A 22,689-nucleotide genomic window follows, 5' to 3' on the forward strand; every position below is an offset into this window, starting at 1 on the left:
AAGTTATGAAGACATTAACATTAGCCGAATTGGCGACAATTACCGGGGGTGAGCTGTTTGGTGACGAGTCTCTCGTTGTAAGCCGTGTTGCTCCAATGGATAAAGCACAAGAAGGTGACGTAACCTTCTTGTCTAACCCAAAATACGCAAAACACCTTTCTGAGTGCCAAGCTACCGTTGTTATGGTAAAGGCTGAGCATAAAGATCAATGCGTTGGAAATGCGCTAGTGGTTTCAGACCCTTATGTCGCATTTGCTCGTGTGGTCCAAGCGATGGATACCACACCAAAACCGGCAGACGATATTGCACCAAGTGCTGTGATTGCCGCTGACGTTAAGATGGGTGAGAACGTTACAATCGGCGCTAACGCTGTGATTGAAACGGGCGTGGAACTCGGCGACAACGTAAGTGTTGGTGCTGGTTGTTTTATCGGTAAGAACGCCAAGCTAGGGAATAACACCAAGCTTTGGGCTAATGTCACTATCTACCATGAAGTGTCATTGGGTGATGACTGTCTCGTTCAATCGGGTACCGTCATTGGCTCTGATGGCTTCGGTTACGCGAATGACAAAGGCGAGTGGATTAAAATTCCTCAGCTTGGTTCAGTGCGTATCGGTAACCGCGTTGAGATTGGTGCTTGTACTACGATTGACCGCGGTGCACTCGAAGATACTATCATTGAAGACAATGTCATTCTGGATAACCAACTTCAAATCGCGCACAACGTGCAGATCGGATATGGTACCGTGATGCCTGGTGGTACTATTGTCGCGGGCAGTACAAAAATTGGTAAGTACTGCCAGATTGGCGGCGCGTCTGTTCTGAATGGCCATATCACTATCGCAGATGGTGTGGCGATTACAGGTATGGGCATGGTAATGCGCAGTATCGAAGAAAAAGGCCTTTACTCATCAGGTATTCCACTACAAACGAACAGAGAGTGGCGTAAAACTGCAACTCGAGTTCACCGTATTGATGAGATGAATAAGCGCCTGAAAGCGGTTGAAAAACAGCTGGAACAGAAAGAAGAAATTTAGAACAAGTTATCTTTCGCTCTGTATTTAACGTGAAAGCTAACAGGCTCTAGTTCCATATTCTGTACGAAGACTCGCGAAATGCGGGTCTTTTTCTTCTATAATGACGCGCTCTAAGTAGATTTAACTCCAAGATGGTGCGTATTTTGCTAGTATATTGCAAAGCGATTCGGCTTTACGACCTGTTGCCACGTTTGCCATCTTGGCGGCAAAAAATTGATATAGGAAGACGACTTTGACTACTGAAAAGAAAACGATGAACATCTCTGAAATTCAAGAGCTACTACCTCATCGCTACCCATTCTTATTGATCGACCGAGTGATAGACTTCCAAGAAGAGAAGTACCTTCACGCGATTAAAAACGTGTCGGTTAACGAACCTCAGTTCACAGGTCACTTTCCTCAACTACCAGTATTCCCAGGTGTTTTGATTTTAGAAGCAATGGCTCAGGCAACAGGCTTACTTGCATTTAAATCATTTGGTGCACCAACAGAAAATGAACTGTACTACTTTGCAAGCGTAGACGGCGCGAAATTCCGTAAACCAGTGGTTCCGGGCGACCAATTGGTTATTGAGGTAGAATTTCTGAAAGAACGTCGCGGCATTGCTGCATTTAGCGGTGTAGCAAAAGTTGACGGCGAAGTGGTATGTTCTGCAGAACTGAAGTGTGCTCGTCGAGAGTTTTAATATGATTCATGAAACCGCTAAAATCCACCCGGCAGCGGTGGTAGAAGAGGGCGCCAAAATTGGTGCTAACGTAACAGTAGGTCCTTTTACGTACATCACCTCTACGGTTGAAATTGGTGAAGGCACAGAAGTGATGTCTCACGTTGTGATCAAAGGTCACACAACTATTGGCAAAGATAACCGTATTTTCCCACATGCTGTCATTGGTGAAGAAAACCAAGACAAAAAATACGGTGGTGAAGACACAACTGTGGTTATCGGTGACCGTAACGTCATTCGTGAAGCGGTCCAAGTTCACCGCGGCACAGTGCAAGACAAAGCAACCACGATCATTGGTGATGACAACTTATTGTGTGTGAATGCACACGTTGCGCATGATGTTGTTATTGGTAACCACACTCATATCGGTAATAACTCGATTCTTGGTGGTCACGTTACTGTTGATGATTATGCCGGTGTGATGGCACTGTCTGCGATTCATCCGTTTTGTACAGTGGGCGCTTACGCATACATTGGCGGCTGTTCAGCTGTGGTGCAAGATGTCCCAGCTTATGTACTCGCGCAAGGTAACCACGCTACTCCATTCGGCTTGAACCTTGTTGGCTTGAAGCGTAATGGCTTTGAGAAACCAGAGATTCGTGCGCTACAAAAAGCGTATAAAGAAATCTACCGTTCAGGTAAGACGCTAGAAGAAGTGAAGCCTATTCTGGCTGAAATGGCTCAAGAGTGGCCGGCTGTGAAGCGTTTCTCAGATATTCTGGAAACGACGGAACGTGGCATTATTCGTTAATTGGCGAATGAACCAATAAATAAAAAGATCGTGACCAAATTTGAGGTTACGATCTTTTTGTGTTTTATGGATAAGGCAAACCGTTATCCATAGCGCACAGGAAAAATAGCGAAGTAGATATGGAAAGACCATTACGTATTGGCATCATTGCCGGAGAATTGTCTGGCGATACGCTAGGTGAAGGCTTTATCAAAGCAGTAAAGCAACAATATCCAGACGCAGAGTTCGTAGGCATTGGTGGTCCGAAAATGATAGCCCAAGGTTGCGAGTCTCTGTTTGATATGGAAGAGCTTGCGGTGATGGGATTAGTCGAGGTTTTAGGCCGCTTACCGAGACTTCTTAAAGTGAAAGCTGAGCTCGTTCAGTATTTTACTCAGAATCCGCCTGATGTTTTCATCGGGATCGATGCTCCTGACTTCAACTTACGCCTGGAGCTTGACCTCAAGCAAGCGGGCATTAAAACCGTTCATTACGTGAGTCCGTCTGTTTGGGCTTGGCGTCAGAAGCGCATCTTTAAAATAGAAGCGGCAACGAACTTGGTACTAGCATTTCTTCCGTTTGAGAAAGCGTTCTACGACAAATTTAATGTACCTTGCGAGTTCATTGGTCATACCTTGGCTGATGCCATCCCACTAGAATCAGAACAAGCGCCTGCACGTGAGTTGCTTGGTTTAGAACAAGATAAAAAGTGGCTTGCTGTCCTGCCAGGCAGTCGTGGTAGCGAGTTAAAAATGCTCTCAGAGCCATTTATTGAAACCTGCAAGTTACTCCATAAAAAATTTCCAGAAATGGGGTTTGTTGTCGCGCTTGTTAATCAAAAACGCCGTGAGCAGTTTGAACAAGCATGGAAAGAGCTAGCGCCAGAGTTGGACTTCAAGTTAGTTGATGACACCGCACGCAACGTCATCACCGCATCCGATGCCGTGATGTTGGCCTCCGGTACCGTAGCGTTGGAGTGTATGCTTCTCAAGCGTCCAATGGTGGTGGGTTATCGTGTGAATGCATTTACTGCTTTCTTAGCTAAACGTCTATTGAAAACGAAGTATGTGTCATTGCCGAATATCTTGGCGGATGATGAGCTCGTCAAAGAATATCTACAAGATGAGTGCACACCAGACAATTTGTTTACTGAGGTTTCTCGCTTATTGGAAAGCGACAATAAACCGATGTTAGATAAGTTTACGGAAATGCATCATTGGATTCGTAAAGATGCGGACCAACAAGCCGCAAACGCAGTTCTAAAACTGATTGAAAAATAGAGATTTATCATGGCTGTTAAACCAAAAGCGACCAAAACCAAAGTTGAACTCCCTCCGTTTGAATATCCGCAAGGTTATCAGCTTGTGGCCGGAGTCGACGAGGTCGGACGTGGCCCTTTGGTGGGAGACGTCGTCACCGCTGCGGTTATCCTTGATCCTAACAATCCTATTGAAGGGTTGAACGATTCGAAAAAATTGACCGAAAAGAAACGCATGGCGTTGCTTCCTGAAATCAAAGAAAAAGCATTGGCGTGGGCGGTCGGGCGTTGTTCTCCTGAAGAAATCGATCAACTGAATATTTTGCAGGCGACTATGGTTGCGATGCAGCGTGCAGTGGCGGGGTTACAGGTTCAACCTGATTTGGTGTTGATTGATGGTAACCGTTGTCCGGAGCTGCCAATGGATGCTCAAGCTGTAGTAAAAGGCGATCTACGTGTTGCCGAAATCAGTGCGGCTTCAATTATTGCCAAAGTCGTGCGTGACCAAGAGATGGAAGAGTTGGATAAACTTCATCCACAATTTGGCTTCGCGAAGCACAAAGGTTACCCAACTAAAGCGCACTTTGAAGCGATTGAGCAACACGGAGTGATCAGTGAACACCGCAAGAGTTTCAAGCCAGTAAAAAAAGCGTTAGGCATAGAATAATCAAACGATCTAATTGGTGTTATAAACCCAACCTCTTTAGGTTAGAATCCCCAACAAAATAGAGTTACACGGTACCTGTTAATGTCAGATCCCAAATTCATCCACCTGCGTGTTCATAGTGACTTCTCGATGGTGGATGGCCTCAACAAAGTTCCGCCAATCGTGAAGAAAGTTGCTGAGCTCGGTATGCCCGCAATGGCGTTGACCGACTTTACCAACCTATGTGGTTTGGTGAAGTTTTACGGTACAGCACATGGCAGTGGTGTTAAACCGATCATTGGTGCTGACTTTAAAATGCAGTCGGACGAGTTTGGTGAAGAGCTGACTCAAGTGACTTTGCTTGCGGCGGATAATGTGGGTTATAAGAACCTGACGTTATTGATATCAAAAGCGTACTTACGTGGACATGTTCAACACCACCCTGTGATTGATAAAGCCTGGTTGGCTGAAATGTCTGAAGGCTTGATTGTATTATCCGGCGGTAAAAGCGGGGAAATTGGTCGCGGCCTTTTGAAAGGCAACCGTCAACTAGTGCAGGGGTGTGTTGATTTTTATAAACAGCATTTTCCAGATCGCTTTTATCTTGAGTTACTTCGTACCGGTCGTCCAGATGAAGAAACTTATCTTCACTTTGCAGTTGAATTGGCAGAGCAGCAAGACTTGCCAGTAGTGGCGACCAATGAAGTTGTATTCCTGAGTCCTGACCTATTTGATGCTCATGAAATACGCGTAGCGATTCACGATGGTTACACATTAGAAGATCCGCGCAGGCCAAAAAACTACAGTCCGCAGCAATATCTTCGTACAGAAGAAGAAATGTGTGAGCTGTTTGCTGATATTCCTGAAGCGTTAGAAAACAGTGTCGAGATAGCGAAGCGTTGTAACGTGACTGTGCGCTTAGGTGAGTACTTCCTACCAGCTTTCCCAACCGAAGGGATGAAAGAGACTGAGTTCCTAGTCATGAAATCCCGAGAGGGGTTGGAAGAGCGTTTAGAGTTCCTATTTCCAGATGAGGAAGAGAGAAAACGTCGCCGACCTGAATATGATGAACGTCTTCAGATAGAGCTAGATGTTATCAACCAAATGGGATTTCCTGGTTACTTCTTGATCGTAATGGAGTTCATCCAGTGGTCAAAAGATAATGGAATTCCTGTCGGTCCTGGACGTGGTTCCGGTGCTGGTTCTTTGGTGGCTTACGCACTAAAAATCACCGATCTGGATCCACTAGAATATGACTTGCTGTTCGAACGTTTCTTGAACCCAGAACGTGTTTCGATGCCCGATTTCGACGTCGATTTCTGTATGGATAAACGTGACCAGGTTATTGACCACGTTGCGGAAATGTACGGTCGCGACGCGGTATCTCAGATCATCACGTTTGGTACCATGGCGGCAAAAGCGGTAATCCGTGACGTTGGCCGCGTATTGGGCCACCCATTTGGTTTTGTTGATCGTATTTCAAAGCTGATCCCGCCCGATCCAGGCATGACGCTAGATAAAGCGTTTAAAGCTGAACCTGCACTACCTGAATTGTATGAGGCCGATGAGGAAGTTAAAGAACTCATCGACATGTGTCATATTTTGGAAGGCTGTACGCGAAACGCCGGTAAACACGCTGGTGGTGTTGTAATTTCACCTACAACAATTACCGATTTTGCGCCAATTTATGCAGACGCTGAAGGTCACTTTCCGGTTACTCAATTTGATAAAAACGATGTTGAGACCGCTGGCCTAGTTAAGTTTGACTTCTTGGGTTTACGTACCTTAACCATTATTGACTGGGCGTTAGGACTGATTAACCCACGCCTAGAGCGAGAAGGGAAAGAACCGGTTCAAATTGAATCCATACCGTTAGAAGACCCTGCCTCTTTCCGTTTGTTGCAAAACTCTGAAACGACAGCAGTATTCCAGCTTGAATCTCGAGGCATGAAAGAGCTGATCAAACGACTTCAGCCAGACTGTTTCGAAGACATTATCGCATTGGTAGCACTCTTCCGTCCGGGTCCTTTGCAATCGGGCATGGTAGATAACTTTATCGACCGTAAACATGGTCGAGAAGCGATCTCTTATCCAGATGAAAAGTGGCAACACGAGTCGCTAAAAGAGACGCTTGATCCAACCTATGGCATCATCCTGTACCAAGAGCAGGTAATGCAGATTGCGCAGATCTTAGCGGGTTATACGCTAGGTGGTGCGGACATGCTTCGTCGTGCAATGGGTAAGAAAAAGCCAGAAGAGATGGCAAAACAACGTGCTATCTTTGAAGAAGGTGCGATAAAGAACGGTATCGATGGCGAGTTGGCGATGAAAATCTTCGACTTGGTAGAAAAGTTCGCCGGTTATGGTTTTAACAAATCGCACTCTGCTGCTTATGCATTGGTTTCTTATCAAACTCTTTGGCTGAAAACACATTATCCTGCCGAATTTATGGCTGCGGTAATGACAGCCGATATGGATAACACGGAAAAAGTCGTTGGCTTGGTCGATGAGTGTTTCCGTATGAAGCTTACCGTGCTGCCACCAGACATCAACTCTGGCCTATATCGCTTTAATGTTGATGAAAATGGCGCAATTGTTTACGGTATTGGTGCGATAAAAGGGGTTGGTGAGGGCCCTATCGATGCGATTCTTGAGGCGAGAAATAAAGGTGGTCACTTTAAAGACCTATTTGATTTCTGTGCTCGAGTTGATCTAAAACGCGTCAATAAACGAGTGATAGAGAAGCTGATTTACGCGGGCGCGTTGGATCGACTAGGCCCACACCGCGCGGCGATGATGGCGTCACTCAATGATGCGGTAAAAGCAGCAAGTCAACATCACCAAGCTGAGGCGTTTGGTCAAACGGATATGTTTGGTGTGCTGACGGATGCACCTGAAGAAGTAGAGCATAAGTATACGCAGGTTCCGCCTTGGCCAGAAAAAGTGTGGTTAGAGGGCGAGCGTGATACCCTAGGCCTATATTTGACAGGGCACCCAATTAACGCCTACGTAAAGGAACTAAACAAATACACCAGTTGTCGACTAAAAGACGCAACGCCCACTCGCCGCGATCAATCTGTCACGGTAGCCGGCCTGGTTCTTGCCGCTCGTGTAATGACGACCAAGCGTGGTACACGAATTGGTATTATGACACTGGATGACCGAAGTGGTCGTATGGAAGTGATGTTGTTCTCAGATGCGCTGGATCGATACGCTGAACTTCTCGAAAAAGACAGAATTTTGGTCGTTTCTGGACAGGTCAGCTTTGATGACTTCAACGGTGGCCTTAAAATGTCGGCGCGTGAAGTTATGGATCTTGGCAGTGCGCGCGAGAAATACGCTCGTGGTTTGTCGGTATCGATAGATGCAAATCAGATCAATGATCAGTTTTTTGAGCAGTTCAGCCGTATTTTAGAACCGCACAAAGCCGGAACCGTACCCGTCAATGTATACTACCAGCGTGCCGACGCCAGAGCGCGGTTAACATTGGGCACCGAGTGGCGAGTAACGCCAAGTGATACATTACTCGACGATTTAAAACAGTTACTTGGCAAAAGCCAGGTAGAACTCGAATTTAACTAAAAATTCAGCGCAATATGTTAGACGCTGAGTAAACAAGGATTCATAGATGAGCCTAAACTTTCTTGAATTTGAAAAGCCAATTGCAGAACTAGAAGCGAAAATTGAAGCATTACGTGATGTCTCTCGTCACGGTGGTGATTCTGCGATTGACCTGGATAAAGAAATCGAACAGCTTGAGAAGAAAAGCTTAGAGCTGAAGAAAAAAACCTTCAGCGACCTAGGCGCATGGGAAACAGCTCAACTGGCTCGTCACCCATTACGTCCTTACACGCTGGATTACATCCAACACGCTTTTGAGGAGTTTGATGAATTAGCGGGTGACCGCGCATTTGCAGACGACAAAGCGATTGTGGGTGGCATGGCTCGCCTTGAAGGCCGCCCTGTGATGATCATTGGTCACCAAAAAGGTCGTGAAACCAAAGAGAAAGTGAAACGTAACTTTGGTATGCCAAAACCAGAAGGTTACCGTAAAGCGCTACGTTTGATGGAAATGGCAGAGCGTTTCAACATGCCGATCATCACATTTATCGACACGGCTGGCGCGTATCCAGGTGTGGGCGCAGAAGAGCGTGGTCAATCTGAAGCTATCGCGAAAAACCTAAAAGTGATGTCTGGTCTTAAAGTGCCAGTAATCTGTAACGTTGTTGGTGAAGGCGGTTCTGGTGGTGCACTAGCAATCGGTGTAGGCGACTATGTGAACATGCTTCAGTACTCTACGTACTCAGTAATTTCTCCTGAGGGTTGTGCTTCAATCTTATGGCGTGATTCAGACAAAGCGCCACAAGCGGCAGAGGCAATGGGTCTAACTGCTCCGCGTCTTAAAGAGCTTGAACTGATCGACGAAATCATTGAAGAGCCACTAGGCGGCGCTCATCGCGATCATGTTCAAATGGCAGCGAATATGAAAGCGACACTACTTCGTCAGCTAAAAGATCTAGAACAATTGGATGAAGAGACGCTACGTGAGCGTCGTTACCAGCGTCTAATGAGCTACGGTTACTGTTAATTTCGGTGATTGCTATTAAGCGTTAGCTGATATCTCAAGTGATAACAGTTAAAATAGAAAGGGTTGGATGAGAGTCCAGCCCTTTTTTTGTACCTATCGGATCGCTTATGGAATCGCTTTACCCGCATTTTGCTCAAGTTCTCGGCCGCTACTATCAATTAGGCACTAAGGTTGTCTTGGCGTTTAGCGGAGGAGTGGATTCACGTCTTTTACTCGAATTACTCAGTCGCTACCAACAGGCGCACTCTGTAGAGTGTCACGCTGTGTATGTGCACCATGGTTTAAGCTCGAATGCCGATAATTGGGCCGATAAATGCTTACTTTGGGCACAACAAGTGGGGATATCGTGCTCGATCGAGCGAGTGAGCTTAGACATCAGCAATGGTGAAAGTATTGAACTTCTTGCTCGTGAAGCTCGCTACCAAGCCTTAACTAAGTACATTCAAGAAGGCGATATACTGTTGACTGGTCAACATGCCGACGATCAAATAGAGACTTTTCTCCTTGCGCTTAAGCGCGGCAGCGGGCCTAAAGGGTTATCTTCGATGGCGGAGAGTATGCCGTTTTCTTGCGGATCTCTAGTTCGACCATTGCTTACTATCAAGCGGAAGACCATCGAAGAAGCCGCTACTAAATTAGGCTTGGAGTGGGTGGAAGACGAAAGCAATCAAGATACCCGTTATGATCGTAACTTTCTTCGTCATTGTGTTATTCCTGAATTGTCTGGTCGTTGGCCGAGTATCCATCAAGCGGTTCAGCGCAGTGCAAGTTTATGTGCTCAACAAGAAGCGCTATTGGATGAACTATTGAGCGCGGTGTTTGAACGCGCTTTACAAACGGATCTAAGTTTGAGTATTGAAGAGCTGGCTAAGCACAGTGAGTTAGCTCGTGCGCGCTTGATTCGTATGTGGCTAGCTAATCTTAATACTAGTATGCCGACTCAGGTACAACTCAATCTCATCTGGAATGAAGTGGCATTAGCTCAGCAAGATGCCAACCCCAAACTACAACTTAAACAAGGTGAAGTGCGCCGTTTTCGAAATCGTCTCTATTGGGTAACGGAAATCGCTGACGTCACTGAGTGGCAAAGTACGATTCAAGTCGATACCGTTTTATCGCTTCCAGAGCGGCTAGGGGAGCTGACCTTAACGACGAGTTCTAGCAACGCAACGATTGCGCTTCCGAGTCAGCCAGAATTGCTTCGCGTGACCTTTAATCCGGAAGGCTTATCAGCGCATCCAACCACGCGTAATCACAGTCGAAAGCTGAAGAAGTTGTTCCAAGAATACAATGTGCCAAGCTGGCTGCGTCGTCAAATTCCGATTTTGATGTATCAAGACCGAGTCGTTGCTGTGGCAGATCTGTTCGTTGATCAGGCGTTTAATGGTCAAGATTGTGAACTTATTTGGCGAAGGTAATGAAAATTCATGCCACAATGTCGATTATAAAATATAAAAATCCTTAAATAATAATTGATTAGGTGAAGCAATGAAGAAAACAATCATGGGCGCAATGGTGGCGCTAACCATGTTCAGTGGGCAAGCTCTAGCTGCGGGAGATGCTGCAGCAGGTCAAGCAAAGTCGGGAGTATGCGCGGCGTGTCATGGCGCTGATGGTATTGCTGTCATTCCGGGTTACCCAAATCTGAAAGGGCAAAATGAGCAATATATTATCAGTTCAATTAAAGCTTATAAAAATAAAGAGCGAACAGGTGGGCTTGCTGCTGTGATGCAAGCTCAAGCTTCATTGTTGTCTGATGAAGATATCGCTAACCTAGCGGCTTACTACGCAAGTTTGAAGTAAACGCGAGTCTGAAAAAGCTTGGACGATTGGGCATTGAGCAGTCCTCATTGGGTTTTATCAACTCACGATATTCGCTATGTTAATTTGCTCAGCCTGGATTTTCGCTGGTGGATCAGAGACAAACATTGAATGTTGCGAAACGCTAAACGATAATAAGCGCAATCGATTGAAGCTTAAGGGATGAACATGAAAAAAATTGAAGCGATTATCAAGCCATTTAAACTGGATGATGTTCGAGAAGCGCTAGCTGAAGTTGGCATTACAGGGATGACCGTCTCTGAAGTGAAAGGTTTTGGTCGCCAAAAAGGTCACACAGAGCTTTACCGTGGTGCAGAGTATATGGTGGACTTTCTACCTAAAGTGAAGCTCGAAATCGTTGTAACGGAAGATGTGGCTGATAAATGCGTAGAGACAATCATTGAAACCGCGCAAACTGGTAAGATTGGTGATGGTAAAATATTCGTCACTGATATTGAGCGTGTGGTTCGTATTCGTACTGGTGAAGAAGACGAAGACGCGATCTAAGGTTTCTTGTCACTTGTTTCGTATTTATTATGCTAAAAGGGAGCCAAGTGGCTCCTTTTTTGTTGTTTGCTTATTAGTGAAATCATTTAACCCGAGATTTGTTGTTCTAGATTTCGGGTGCCTACATTCAGGTTTGTCGTATGTTTAAGCGTTTTTTTCTGGCGTTAGCTTTTCTCGTAATGGCGGTATTGGTTGGCTTCCAGGTTATTTTCACCGTACCAGATCAGCCGCAAATTATTACTCAAACAGGTACCGAGCTGACACAAGATATCAGGTGCATCGAATTTAGCGATTCAAAAGCTCTCGATCATGACGGCAAAATCAATGTGCTTGTCTGGAATATCTACAAACAGAACCGGGCTAATTGGCAACGTGCACTCGATGAGTTTTCTGCTGATAAGCAGTTACTGTTATTGCAAGAAGCCAGCATGACACCATCATTTAAACAGTGGTTGGTGGATGGTCGCTGGGTTAGTAATCAAGTGAGTGCTTTTAAGGCGCTGGGTAGCGGTGCCGGTGTAATTAGTATTGCTCAAGGGCAACCAGAAAAAGCCTGCGCTTACACCTCTAAAGAGCCGTGGCTTCGCTTACCTAAGTCTGCATTATATAGCCAGTATCACTTGAGTAATGGCGAGAAACTCGCAGTGGTGAATGTACATGCAATTAACTTCACCGTGGGTACAAAAGAGTATGTATCTCAGTTAACGGCGCTTGAAATGCTTTTAAAGCATCATGTGGGGCCAATTCTATTTGCTGGAGACTTCAATAGCTGGAGTGAATCTCGCGTTAATGCGATGAGGCAGGCCTTAAAGGCTGCGGACTTACAAGAGGTGACGTTCTTGCCGGATCATCGAGTCCAATTTATAACAGGGTTACCACTGGACCATGTGTTTTACCGAGGTCTGACGCTTAAGTACGCAAAAGCGCCGCAGAGCGACGCTTCCGATCATAACCCATTGTTATTGTCATTTACGTTAAATAACTAGCTTAGGTTACCACAATATAAAGTGCCCAAATAACGTAGAAGAATACCCATGGCAGGCTTGCTATCACCAAAGCTTGGCCACGTTCAAACTCCGTCCACGTCAGTACAACGCCGTAGCCGAGCACAATGTACCAAGGCAGAAGCAAAGGTAACGAGCTAGCGAAATGAGACCATTCGTTAGTAAGAGGCAGCTTTAATAGACCATTGAGGCTATTTAAATCGGCAGCGTAAGTCATTACCTGACCATGCTTGAGTAGCAAGCTCGCGTAGCTTGCTACATCGCCCAATACTGCTGGGAATAAGATAGCACACGATGCGGCAAACCATTTCCAGTAACCGTATTGTTGTTTGCTTGCCTTTGTTGCAAGAAAGAACCAAAGCGCGAGCAATAGTAAGGTGGCAAAGCGGTTGAATACATCATTGATGATCGCGCTTGCCATTAGCGTGTTTGGTTCTAATAGCTCAATCTGCTTCGGGTCGATTTGCTGAAATTGCGCAGCAAGTTGGTCACTGAGCCACGTGAAATCGACATTCGAAAAGTAAGCACCCCAGAATAAAAACGGACTAAGCATCAGGAAGATGAACGGTTGCCATCCCCATCCACCGCGTTGATAAAGCGCAAGAAAACAAGATGTTGGAGAACGAAAAATGTCCAACAGCATCACAAGTGGATTGCTTGATGGGTTCATACACTTACCTTCGTTACGTCAACGTACAACTTAAGCTTTTGACCAGGTTGTAAGTATTTTTTCTTGTGTAGCGAGTTCCATTTCACGATGTCGTTCGTTTTTACTTTGAACTTGCTTGCAATGCCGCTAATGGTGTCGCCAGAGCGAACGTTGTAGAAAACGGTACGGATCACAGAACCTTTGTCTGAATCCTTCCAAATCACTAGCTTTTGACCCACACGCAATGGATCTTTAGGGCCCATACCATTCCATTTTGCTAACGATTTATACGACACTTTATTGTTACGTGCGATTGACCACAAACTTTCTCCAGACTGAACGACATGGGTGAGTTTGAGTTGACCACGAGCACGAGATTGAGTCTTGCTTAATCGGTTTTGTGCCGTTAATGCGTATTTTGCATCGTCTTTTGTTGATGTAGGAATCAACAGGTATTGACCAATACGAATGTTGTTATTCGATAGGCCGTTGGCACGCCGAATGACTTTCGTGGTTGTGCCGTATTTATTAGCTAGCACGCTTAAAGAGTCGCCAGATTTCACCTTGTAGCGAGCGACCTTCATCCCTTTACCGCGATTTTTCTCCACCTTGGTGAGAAAAGTCTCTTTTTTCTCTACGGGAATCAAAAGTTGGTGCGGCCCCTCAGGCGCTGTCGACCACTGGTTGTATGCTGGGTTGTAACTCTGCAACTCTTTTACGCTAATGCCGGCATAATCTGCGGCAATAGCCAGATCTAACTGCTCTTCTGGATCAACAAGCGTTAGAACAGGCTTGTTTGGAATTGCAGGAATATTAAGTCCGTACTTGTCTTGGTTTGCGATAACGTCAGCCAAGGCCAATAGCTTAGGAACGTAACTGCTGGTCTCTTTTGGTAAGTCTAATGAGAAGAAATCGATAGGTTTACCGAGCTTTTTATTCTTACGAATTGCGCTAGAAACTCGGCCTCCACCGCTGTTATAAGCGGCGATTGCATGTTCCCAGTTACCATCAAAACGCTCGTTTAGTTGTACTAGGTAGTCCAGCGCTGCATCCGTTGCTGCTGCCACATCTCTGCGACCGTCATACCAGTAGTTTTGCTCTAATCCCATCATTTTTCCGGTGCCTGGGACAAATTGCCACAACCCAGCCGCGCTACCATGTGAGTAGGCAAAGGCATCGAATGAACTTTCCACTACAGGAAGTAATGCAAGCTCCATTGGGAGTCCGCGCTCTTCGATACGTTTTGTGATCATGTATAGAAAAGGGGTAGCACGCTTAGATACCGTGTAAAGGTGATTTGGGTGCTTTAAATACCACGTACGGTAGTAGTCCACTTTCTTGTGGTTTGGGATATCCATGTCCAGCTGCATGGCGATACGTTGCCACACATCTTCTTGTTCTTGGGGGGAGAGAACTTTAGGCGCGTCGTTAGCGGATTTTTTTGCTAGTGACGATTTATTGCCCGGTTGAGCTTTTACTGCATTTTGCTTTGCAGTCTGCTCAGATTTATTGGTTTCTGGTGTAGAAGACGTTGAATCTGACTGAGTCAATTGACAGCCAGATAATAACAACGCCAACGCCCAAGTATACTTCAAACGCATGGATTCAGCCTATTTAGGGCCTGTTTATCTTCACCTGCCTGTCGCGCAACGTAATGTGCGTGGCAGTCGCAAGATAATAGACATCTTTTAAACACTAACTAATTTATAGAGGCAAAGAGCTTCTAATTATGCAATGGGGAGAAATTCAAATAGATTTATATCAACCCCAAACGTAAGAGAAGCGCCAGTGGCGCTTCTCGAAAAATCAGTCCCTGATAATACTGGGGTCTTGCAAACTTACAAGCAGAAAATGGTTAAAATTCGTTCTTCCACTCGCGTAAAGCAGTAAAAACCGAGCATGGATCGCTATTTTTAATGCGACTAGCAACAGATTGAACCACGTCAGGGTTAGAGGTTCGCAAGAACGGATTAATCCACTTTTCTTTGCGTATTGTTGTTGGAAGTGTCGGAATGTTGAGTGCTCGCAGTCGGTTTACATCGTCGCGATATTGGCGAAGTTGCTCATTGTCAGGTTCAACCGCTAGAGCAAACGCCACGTTACTCGCCGTGTATTCATGTGCGCAGAAGACTTGAGTTTCTTCTGGTAGAGACGTTAGTTTGCTCAGTGATTCAAACATTTGCTCAGGCGTACCTTCAAAAATACGACCGCAGCCAGCAGAAAAGAGCACATCACCGCAAAACAGTTTTCCGTCCCCAACGTAACCGATATGGCCCAAAGTATGACCGGGTAACCCAAGTACTAAGAAAATCTCACCAAACAACTCTAGCTTGTCGCCTTCTTCCATTGGTGTCGTTAGGGTTGGAATTGGCTCTGATTTTGGGCCCACAACGGCGACGTTAGGAAATGCACGCACTAAGTCTGGAACGCCACCAATGTGATCGTTGTGGTGGTGCGTAATTAAAATCGCTTCTAAAGTTAATTCGTTAGCCTGCAGAAATTCTAATACTGGCTTCGCATCGCCCGGATCAACGACTGCGCAGCGCTTATCGCTATTTTGTATCAGCCAGATGTAATTATCATTAAATGCGGGTATGCTTTTGATCTCTAACACGATTCGTTCTCCGTCACCCATTTTAGTCAGGTGGTTAATGAAACCAGCACTCAGCAACAAAACTATACCACACCCGTCGACTTGGTCAGCAATGAACAACGGTCCGTGGGTGCTTGAGTCAATCCAGACCCGACTTGATGAATGGTGCCCGAAACTCTTCGGCTACCATATGCTCAAACTGGGCGGGTTGAGCTGTGAGCTAACCAGCTGTAATTGTAACATTCAACACCAAGTCAACGTAGATATCCAGAACCCGTTGCATAATGTGATTGCAGATGGTTACGAATTACCCTTTTTGGAAAAAAGCTTTGATGTTGTGATACTCGCTCATCAGCTCGACTATGCAAGCGATCCACACCGTTTGTTGCGTGAAGTCGATAGAGTGATGATGGATGATGGCTATGTAATTATTACTGGATTCAACCCATTAAGCTTGACTGGATTAGCGAGTTTGCTTCCATGGCGTAAACATAATTTGCCTTGGAGTGGACGAATGTTTACGTCGAACCGCATCAAAGATTGGTTAGGGTTACTTAATTATCAAGTGATTCATTGTGATCGTTATGCGCTGTTTCCGATGAAACGTTACCGTACGATGTGGACATGGTTGGAAAATAGTCTTGGTGATTGGGCATCACCCGCTGGGAGTTTGTATTACATAGTCGCGCGGAAACGGACATACCCTCTCAAGCCTATCAAACCGCATTGGCGCTTGAAGAAAAAGCTCACACCACTTGGGGTGATGAATCGAGAGGGTAACACTATGAGGAAAGAATCTCGCTAAGAGGGTTGGTAACCTGTATCTTCCTCAGTTGGGTTTTCTGCAGCAGTACGGGCTAGCTCATCACACATTTCGTTCTCACGATGGCCTGCGTGGCCTTTTACCCAATGCCATTCAACTTGATGGCGTGCGGTTTCTTTGTCTAGAGCTTGCCATAAATCGGCATTCTTCACGGGTTTTTTATCCGCTGTTTTCCAACCACGCTTCTTCCAGTTATGGATCCACTGAGTAATACCTTGGCGCACATATTGGCTGTCAGTCGTTAAAGTGACTTTGCAAGGTTGTTTTAACGTCTGCAGCGCGACGACAGCCGCCAACATTTCCATGCGGTTGTTGGTAGTTAACGTATAGCCTTTGGAAAGTGTCTTTTCTACGTCTTTGTAACGCAATACTATGCCGTAACCACCTGGTCCTGGGTTACCTAAACAAGAACCGTCAGTGAAAATCTCAACGTGTTTGGTCATATTTTTTGGTACTATTAGCCGAAACATTTAATAAAGCATAGTCTGACATACATAACCTTATGAATACCAGCAGCAATTCTGAATATAACCGCATTGTCGTTCTCGATACCGAAACCACAGGTATGAACCGCGAGGGTGGTCCTCACTACATGGGACACCGCATTATTGAAATCGGTGCAGTGGAGATCATCAACCGTAAGCTGACTGGTCGTCACTTCCACGTTTATTTAAAACCCGATCGTGAAATCCAACCAGAAGCGGTTGAAGTTCACGGTATTACGGATGAATTCTTGGTTGATAAACCGGAATACGCGAGCGTGCACCAAGAGTTTCTTGAGTTTATTAAAGGCGCAGAACTTGTTGCCCACAACGCGCCCTTCGATACCGGCTTTATGGATTACGAGTTTGGCATGCTCGATCCTAACATCGGCAAAACGGACGACTACTGCAAGGTGACCGACACCCTTGCTATGGCGAAGAAAATCTTCCCTGGTAAGCGAAACAACCTTGATATCTTATGTGAACGTTACGGTATTGATAACTCGCACCGTACTCTCCACGGAGCTTTGCTCGATGCGGAGATTCTAGCCGACGTTTACCTCTTTATGACGGGTGGTCAAACGAGTCTAGAATTTAACGCGAATAAACAAGAGGGTGGAGTAGAAACCATTCGTCGTATTGAAGGAAGAAAAGCGCTAAAGGTTTTGCGCGCAAGTGCCGATGAACTAGAAGCTCACCAAAAAAGATTAGAGTTGGTGAACGACTGTATTTGGCATCAATAGGAGAAGCTATGTTGAGGGCTTTGTTGGTCGCGTTTTTAGCGATATGGAGTAGTCTCTCGAGTGCTGCGAGTGAATCTACAATGTCTTTGTTAGACAATCGCTTTCGAGTTGATCCAACCATCGAGCAGATCACGTTTTTGGTTTATCGTGAGCAAAGTTCTCAGCCAGTTGTTTTAGTCCGTCCTGACGGTAAAAAATACTATGCTTGGGGCTCTTACGACAATGTACGTTGGTATCAAGAAGCCTCTCTCGATATTATTTCCGTTGATAACCCTATGCCAGGTCCATGGCAGGCTGTGGGGAAAGTTACGCCTAAAAATAACATCCGCTTAATTTCTCACCTAAAGCTCAGTACGGATCTGTTCCCAAACCGATTATATAATGGGGAAGCGCTTAAGTTTACAGCTCGCCTGACCTCCGACGGCAAACCTCTTGTATTGCGCGACTTCCTTGATCGCGTGAATCTGCGCGTGACATTTACCAAGTTTGTCGAAAATGAAGATGAGCTGATCAAAGAAGCTCGTCCAGTGCCGATGGTTGTGGGTGAGTTTTCTGATGACGGCCGCGGCTTGGATGAAAAAGCAGGGGATGGTGTGTTTACGGTTCAGCTCCCGATAGACGTTGAGCCTGGTAAGTACCGCGCGCGCATCACGTCTGGCAATGGCGTATTCTTACGAGCGCAAGAACAAGTCATCTTGGTTTATCCGAACCCAATCTCTCGTACTTTTATTCAGGCTCGTAATTCCGATAAGCCACACCAATTAGTGGTGAGTGGCGAGCAAGGTATGATTGCACCAGGCTCTATAGCAGTCACAGTGAAAAAGGACGCACCCGATGGTTTCATTAGTTACAGCCAAGGACAGGTCTCTAAAGATGGAATGAGAGTTACGTTGAACCTCAATAACGATGCTGAGCTTGGTAAGTACGCATGGCGCGGCGAGATCTTTGCCACTGATTTTGCAACCCAGCGCTCGTTGGTGTTTCCTATCCCAGAGCAAACCTTCAGTGTTGTTGATGAAGTTGATCTAGAAGCTGCTCGAATTGCAAAAGAAGCTGAATTAGCCGAACAGCGCCGTATTGAAATGGAAAAGCAAATTATCGCTGAGCGAGAGGCTGAGCGTAAGCGCAGCATGATTATTATCGCGGTGGGTAATTTGATAATGCTGCTGATTGTGATCATTGCATGGATAGTCTGGCGCAAAATTAAAGCGAAGCGCGATGCCATGCCAGAGATGCAATTAGAAGTACCAAAGAAATAGTAGTAACACATAAAGCGAGAAACGGAGCCAATCGGCTCCGTTTTTTTATCAAGTTACCAAGTTGGAAGAAGAAAAATGGATAAATTATGAATATTTAAGTTTACTGTATTCAAATATATGTTTGGGATTTTATATAAATAATATATCATTTTTACTTTCTAAATTGGTTGCATTTTTAATGTGACTAACTTTCAAAACAATCAATTAAAGATAAAAGAAATAATGAATAAAATTTTAGCTTTTTTTTGTGCAGTGATAATTGTAGGTTGTTCTTCTATTGATAATGGTGTTAATAATCCAGATTCGGGAAGTAATAATTTAAAATCACTTGATACCTTCACTTTCGATCCCTTAAGTAAAATCCAAAAAGTAGAAATACCAACTTATTATGATGGCTTGTTTGATACAGCAAGACCCTATTTAGATGAAAAGTACCCTTACACTTATGTCAGTAAACCTCAAGCATACATAATTGATGACGAGATTATTTCTTTTGCTCCCTGGTTTCCTGTCGAAGGAAGGTTTACGGTTTTTCCAACCGCTCACTATATAGTTATAACTCAAGAAGCCGAGAGTGGCTTAGTCTCCGCACGATTTAATCATGAACAAGTAATTAAGCTGTTAAGTGAAGAGTATAAAATTACTGAGCATACAAGTCCGTTTTTTCATTATGTTCTAGAGGTTTCTCCAAGTGAACAAGCCAATTTTGTAGAAGATATCCATAAAAAATTGAGTAGACTTCCTTCAGAATAAGGGTTTCTGGTTGAATTTTGATCAATAAAGTCAGGGGTTCTGGCTTTATTGATTGCATGGAGTTCTATTCATATTGATTTGGGCTTTGTAATAGGTAGTACGCCATAATAACAAGAGCCGATCTTGTAGGGTTTCTGGATAAATATTCAGCTGTGCGTGATAAATAAGAATAAGTAAACGCGAGGTCTCTGATGAAATACAAAAAGCGTCAGAAGTACAAATACACTCTCCATTCTGAAGAAAAGATTGAGACTCACATTTCAGTGAGTCAGGCGTATGACAGCCCTTTTCTTAGTTTGTCCAAACAAGGCGTGTTAACGATTAAAAAGGGCTATGCATGGGATGGAGCGAGTGGGCCAGCGTTAGACACAAAAAACATTATGAAAGCTTCTTTAGTACATGATGCTCTTTACCAACTCATGAGGGAAGAGGTGTTGCCTCAAAGTGCTCGAAAGCATGCGGACGTTGTTGAGAGAAACATGTTTAGAAAAAGGAATGTCTAGCTTCAGAGCAACTTATATCTATTATGGCGTCAGAGTTGTCGGCGGGTTCTTTTCTAGACCCGATACTTTGTGTGCTTAATGGGAACATCTTTCCAACGTTTAACTGTTTATTTATACAGTTTAGTTATGTAAGCTCCAAGGTGATACAAAGGAGTAGTACATAATGACAATAAGATATGAAGAGCATGTGCCAAGCCCGAAAGAATACTGTGATATGCGTATCAAAGCCGGGCTATCACCCAAATCGTTGAAAGCTGCTGAAATTGGTCTACCCAATTCGTTATATGGCATATCTGTTCGGGATGAAGGAAAGCTCATTGCAATGGGTCGGGTTGTTGGTGACGGGGCGTGTAACTTCGAAATTGTCGACGTTGCCGTTGATTCTGATTATCAAGGCAACGGTTTAGGTAGAAAAGTCATGGAATACATCGACGGTTATCTTTCTTCTGTTGCACTTGAAGGCTCTTACGTTTCTATGATTGCTGATGAACCGGTCTTTTACGAAAAGCTTGGTTATAGGCTGGTGGCTCCTAAAAGCCAAGGGATGACAAAAAAGTTTAAGCCAAAGGCGTAACACGTATTCAGCTGTGAAGATAAGCACTAGAAAACAGGAGTTTAATTTCCTGTTTTCTATATTAAATTTGTATTTAAGCCACTTCTGGAATTGGTTTGGGTGGCTGCTCTAAATCAGGCTCTTTTTGAACAGTAGGAATTTGTCCCTCACCCACAGCACTGATGTAACAGCCACTAAGTTTAATGGCAAGGTACATATCAGCTCGCAGTAAGATGCCTCCTTCACTGGTGCTGATACCAGTAAGCTCACACCATTGACGAAGACGTCGTTTCCTTCCTGCGAGGATTAAGCGTACACCTCTCTTTTTCAAAGTATTGTGAATATCTGCCAGTGTTGCCATCACACTGAGATCCAAGTGAGTAAAGCTCGATACGGCGTCGATGACAACGCAACTTGCGTCTTTGTGATGCTCTGCCTGCTCTAACACTCTACGTTTAAAGTAAGGAGCATTGAAGTAAGTTAGCGGTGAGTTAAAGCGGTAAATCACCATTCCAGGAATAGGCGAAGCTTTACCTGAGTCGTCGATGGTCCGAATGGTACCTTTTTCATCCAAGCCAAGTAGCTGATCACTCGGTCGCATGACAATCCGTAAAAATTGAAACAGCCCTAGCAATACCGCCAAAGTGATCCCCGGTATTACACCCACGATCAACACAGAAATAAAAGTAATGATGGCCAGATAAAATGCATCTTTGTCACGAGATTTTAATTTCCAAATTGCTTTAAGATCGAGCAGCGATAGGGACGCAATGATCAATACAACACCAAGTGAAGCGATAGGGATGAACTGCAAAGGCTCGTAAATAAATACCGCAATAATGGCAATGGTGATTGCGGCGACAATCGAAACTAATTGAGATTTACCGCCATTTGCATCATTGACGGCTGTGCGTGAGTCAGCGCCGCTTATCGCGAAACCTTGCGAAAACGCTGAGGCAATGTTGGCAAAACCCAACGCCTGAAACTCTTTATTAGCATCAATATCATAACCGTTTTTAGCAGCGAAACTGCGGGCAGTGAGCATCATGCTAACAAAACTGACAATCGCAAGGTTGAGCGCCGGGACTACTAGTTCACGAACTTCACCTAGCTCAAATTCCGGTGTTTGAAACTGAGGGAAGCCACCTTGAGTGAGTCCGACAACCGATACGCCCATCTCTTGTAAATGGAAAAACCAAACTGACGCAGTAGTTACGAGGATCGCCAGCATGGCAGCAGGCCAAGTTGGTCGGTAGCGTTTGGTGAGCAAATAAACGACAACTGTCACGATACTCAGAGTTACAGTAGGCCAATGAAGATCGGTTAATCGTTGTGGAGCTTCCCATAAACGTTCCAGTAAATAACGTTGCTCGTATTTCAAACCGACTACTTTCGCAAACTGACCAACGATAATTGTGAGAGCAACACCGTTGAGTAGACCCAAAAGAATCGGACGAGAAAGGAAATCTGCAAATACCCCTAGCTTGAAACGACTTGCCAGTACACACCAAATCCCCGTCATCGCTGTCATGGTCATAACCAACTGCCAATGTTTTGTGGGGTCACCTGCGGCAAGTGGTGTCACAACAGCAGCAATCACTGCACAGGTTGCTGCATCGGGTCCGACAATGAGTTGTCGAGATGTGCCCATCATGGCGTAAACCAACATTGGCAGTACACACGAATACAGACCGACAATTGCGGATACACCAGTTAATTGTGCGTAAGCTATGGCAACTGGCAGTGCAACCGCGACAACAGAAAAGGCGGCTCTAAAGTCGTTAACAAACCATTCTTTTTGATAATGCTTAAGCTGAACAAGCCCTGGGAACCACTGTGCGAGTAATATTTTAGCCAACGGATTTACCATATATGTGAGTGAGTTACTTAAAGTATACACCGCTTAGTTGGAACGTCTGTGAGTTAGTTATCACTGGAAATCGGGGGAAAGATTGGAGTGCGAGGATTTTATTGCGCAGGGGGGCTTTGTAGTGTGAGGTGTTATGAATCCGATTC

22 protein-coding genes are annotated in these 22,689 nt (G+C 44.9%); 17 read left to right on the plus strand and 5 right to left on the minus strand.

Annotation, left to right across the window (positions count from 1 at the left end):
- Positions 1-5: 5 nt before the first annotated feature.
- From lpxD to R7P72_RS22220, 11 genes are all read left to right on the plus strand, one after another.
- Positions 6-1,037, plus strand: a complete 1,032-nt coding sequence (lpxD, locus tag R7P72_RS22170; protein WP_005380347.1) for a UDP-3-O-(3-hydroxymyristoyl)glucosamine N-acyltransferase — start codon at positions 6-8, stop codon at positions 1,035-1,037.
- Between the two features lie 232 nt (positions 1,038-1,269).
- The gene (fabZ, locus tag R7P72_RS22175; protein WP_005380349.1) at positions 1,270-1,722 is read left to right on the plus strand and encodes a 3-hydroxyacyl-ACP dehydratase FabZ; all 453 of its coding nucleotides are present in this window, start codon (positions 1,270-1,272) and stop codon (positions 1,720-1,722) included.
- A gap of 1 nt (position 1,723) precedes the next feature.
- Positions 1,724-2,512: an acyl-ACP--UDP-N-acetylglucosamine O-acyltransferase gene (gene lpxA / locus R7P72_RS22180; RefSeq protein WP_005380357.1), complete on the plus strand. Its 789-nt coding sequence runs from the start codon at positions 1,724-1,726 to the stop codon at positions 2,510-2,512.
- Between the two features lie 119 nt (positions 2,513-2,631).
- Positions 2,632-3,771 (plus strand): lipid-A-disaccharide synthase, encoded by a 1,140-nt coding sequence (gene lpxB / locus R7P72_RS22185; RefSeq protein ID WP_005380359.1) that lies wholly within the window; start codon positions 2,632-2,634, stop codon positions 3,769-3,771.
- A gap of 9 nt (positions 3,772-3,780) precedes the next feature.
- Complete coding sequence (gene rnhB / locus R7P72_RS22190) at positions 3,781-4,416, plus strand: ribonuclease HII (protein WP_005380361.1); 636 nt, start codon at positions 3,781-3,783, stop codon at positions 4,414-4,416.
- An 81-nt stretch (positions 4,417-4,497) separates the two neighbouring features.
- Positions 4,498-7,977: a DNA polymerase III subunit alpha gene (gene dnaE / locus R7P72_RS22195; RefSeq protein WP_213907262.1), complete on the plus strand. Its 3,480-nt coding sequence runs from the start codon at positions 4,498-4,500 to the stop codon at positions 7,975-7,977.
- A gap of 46 nt (positions 7,978-8,023) precedes the next feature.
- Positions 8,024-8,983, plus strand: coding sequence for an acetyl-CoA carboxylase carboxyl transferase subunit alpha (gene accA / locus R7P72_RS22200; RefSeq protein ID WP_104975538.1), 960 nt, complete (start codon positions 8,024-8,026; stop codon positions 8,981-8,983).
- A gap of 107 nt (positions 8,984-9,090) precedes the next feature.
- Entirely contained in the window at positions 9,091-10,401 is a 1,311-nt protein-coding gene (gene tilS, locus R7P72_RS22205) for a tRNA lysidine(34) synthetase TilS (RefSeq protein ID WP_104975537.1), read from the plus strand.
- 70 nt (positions 10,402-10,471) lie between these two features.
- On the plus strand, positions 10,472-10,786 hold the full coding sequence (locus tag R7P72_RS22210) for a c-type cytochrome (protein ID WP_017636043.1): 315 nt from the start codon (positions 10,472-10,474) through the stop codon (positions 10,784-10,786).
- A 186-nt stretch (positions 10,787-10,972) separates the two neighbouring features.
- Positions 10,973-11,311 carry a nitrogen regulatory protein P-II gene (glnB, locus tag R7P72_RS22215; RefSeq protein WP_005380372.1) on the plus strand — a complete coding sequence of 113 codons (339 nt, stop codon included), beginning with the start codon at positions 10,973-10,975 and terminating at the stop codon, positions 11,309-11,311.
- Positions 11,312-11,451: 140 nt separating this feature from the next.
- Positions 11,452-12,297, plus strand: a complete 846-nt coding sequence (locus R7P72_RS22220; RefSeq protein ID WP_025768251.1) for an endonuclease/exonuclease/phosphatase family protein — start codon at positions 11,452-11,454, stop codon at positions 12,295-12,297.
- 1 nt (position 12,298) lies between these two features.
- On the opposite strand, the gene R7P72_RS22225 is transcribed toward R7P72_RS22220, so the two are convergent.
- From R7P72_RS22225 to gloB, 3 genes are all read right to left on the minus strand, one after another.
- Positions 12,299-12,985: a YIP1 family protein gene (locus R7P72_RS22225; protein ID WP_005380375.1), complete on the minus strand. Its 687-nt coding sequence runs from the start codon at positions 12,983-12,985 to the stop codon at positions 12,299-12,301.
- A complete protein-coding gene (locus tag R7P72_RS22230; RefSeq protein ID WP_054574850.1) occupies positions 12,982-14,565 on the minus strand; it encodes a LysM peptidoglycan-binding domain-containing protein in 1,584 nt (527 codons plus the stop codon). The genes R7P72_RS22225 and R7P72_RS22230 overlap by 4 nt, the downstream gene beginning before the upstream one ends.
- Before the next feature lie 254 nt (positions 14,566-14,819).
- A complete protein-coding gene (gene gloB / locus R7P72_RS22235; RefSeq protein WP_005380380.1) occupies positions 14,820-15,578 on the minus strand; it encodes a hydroxyacylglutathione hydrolase in 759 nt (252 codons plus the stop codon).
- A 37-nt stretch (positions 15,579-15,615) separates the two neighbouring features.
- Here gloB and R7P72_RS22240 point away from each other — a divergent pair, with 37 nt between their 5' ends.
- Positions 15,616-16,362 carry a class I SAM-dependent methyltransferase gene (locus tag R7P72_RS22240; protein WP_017636046.1) on the plus strand — a complete coding sequence of 249 codons (747 nt, stop codon included), beginning with the start codon at positions 15,616-15,618 and terminating at the stop codon, positions 16,360-16,362.
- Here R7P72_RS22240 and rnhA read toward each other — a convergent pair.
- The gene (rnhA, locus tag R7P72_RS22245) at positions 16,359-16,823 is read right to left on the minus strand and encodes a ribonuclease HI (RefSeq protein ID WP_005380384.1); all 465 of its coding nucleotides are present in this window, start codon (positions 16,821-16,823) and stop codon (positions 16,359-16,361) included. The genes R7P72_RS22240 and rnhA overlap by 4 nt on opposite strands.
- Before the next feature lie 59 nt (positions 16,824-16,882).
- On the opposite strand from rnhA, the gene dnaQ reads away from it, so the two are divergent.
- The 5 genes from dnaQ (at position 16,883) to R7P72_RS22270 (ending at position 20,694) form a co-directional block, all read left to right on the plus strand.
- Entirely contained in the window at positions 16,883-17,605 is a 723-nt protein-coding gene (gene dnaQ / locus R7P72_RS22250; RefSeq protein WP_005380385.1) for a DNA polymerase III subunit epsilon, read from the plus strand.
- An 8-nt stretch (positions 17,606-17,613) separates the two neighbouring features.
- On the plus strand, positions 17,614-18,864 hold the full coding sequence (locus tag R7P72_RS22255; protein ID WP_031779044.1) for a TIGR03503 family protein: 1,251 nt from the start codon (positions 17,614-17,616) through the stop codon (positions 18,862-18,864).
- A gap of 222 nt (positions 18,865-19,086) precedes the next feature.
- On the plus strand, positions 19,087-19,617 hold the full coding sequence (locus R7P72_RS22260) for a hypothetical protein (protein ID WP_285437665.1): 531 nt from the start codon (positions 19,087-19,089) through the stop codon (positions 19,615-19,617).
- Positions 19,618-19,808: 191 nt separating this feature from the next.
- On the plus strand, positions 19,809-20,120 hold the full coding sequence (locus R7P72_RS22265) for a hypothetical protein (protein WP_005380388.1): 312 nt from the start codon (positions 19,809-19,811) through the stop codon (positions 20,118-20,120).
- 163 nt (positions 20,121-20,283) lie between these two features.
- Positions 20,284-20,694: a GNAT family N-acetyltransferase gene (locus R7P72_RS22270; protein ID WP_005380389.1), complete on the plus strand. Its 411-nt coding sequence runs from the start codon at positions 20,284-20,286 to the stop codon at positions 20,692-20,694.
- A gap of 73 nt (positions 20,695-20,767) precedes the next feature.
- Here R7P72_RS22270 and R7P72_RS22275 read toward each other — a convergent pair whose 3' ends face one another.
- A complete protein-coding gene (locus R7P72_RS22275) occupies positions 20,768-22,543 on the minus strand; it encodes a SulP family inorganic anion transporter (protein WP_005380390.1) in 1,776 nt (591 codons plus the stop codon).
- Positions 22,544-22,689 lie beyond the last annotated feature (146 nt).

The sequence above is a fragment of the Vibrio sp. Vb0888 genome, from assembly GCF_033338835.1.
Classification (GTDB): domain Bacteria; phylum Pseudomonadota; class Gammaproteobacteria; order Enterobacterales; family Vibrionaceae; genus Vibrio; species Vibrio alginolyticus.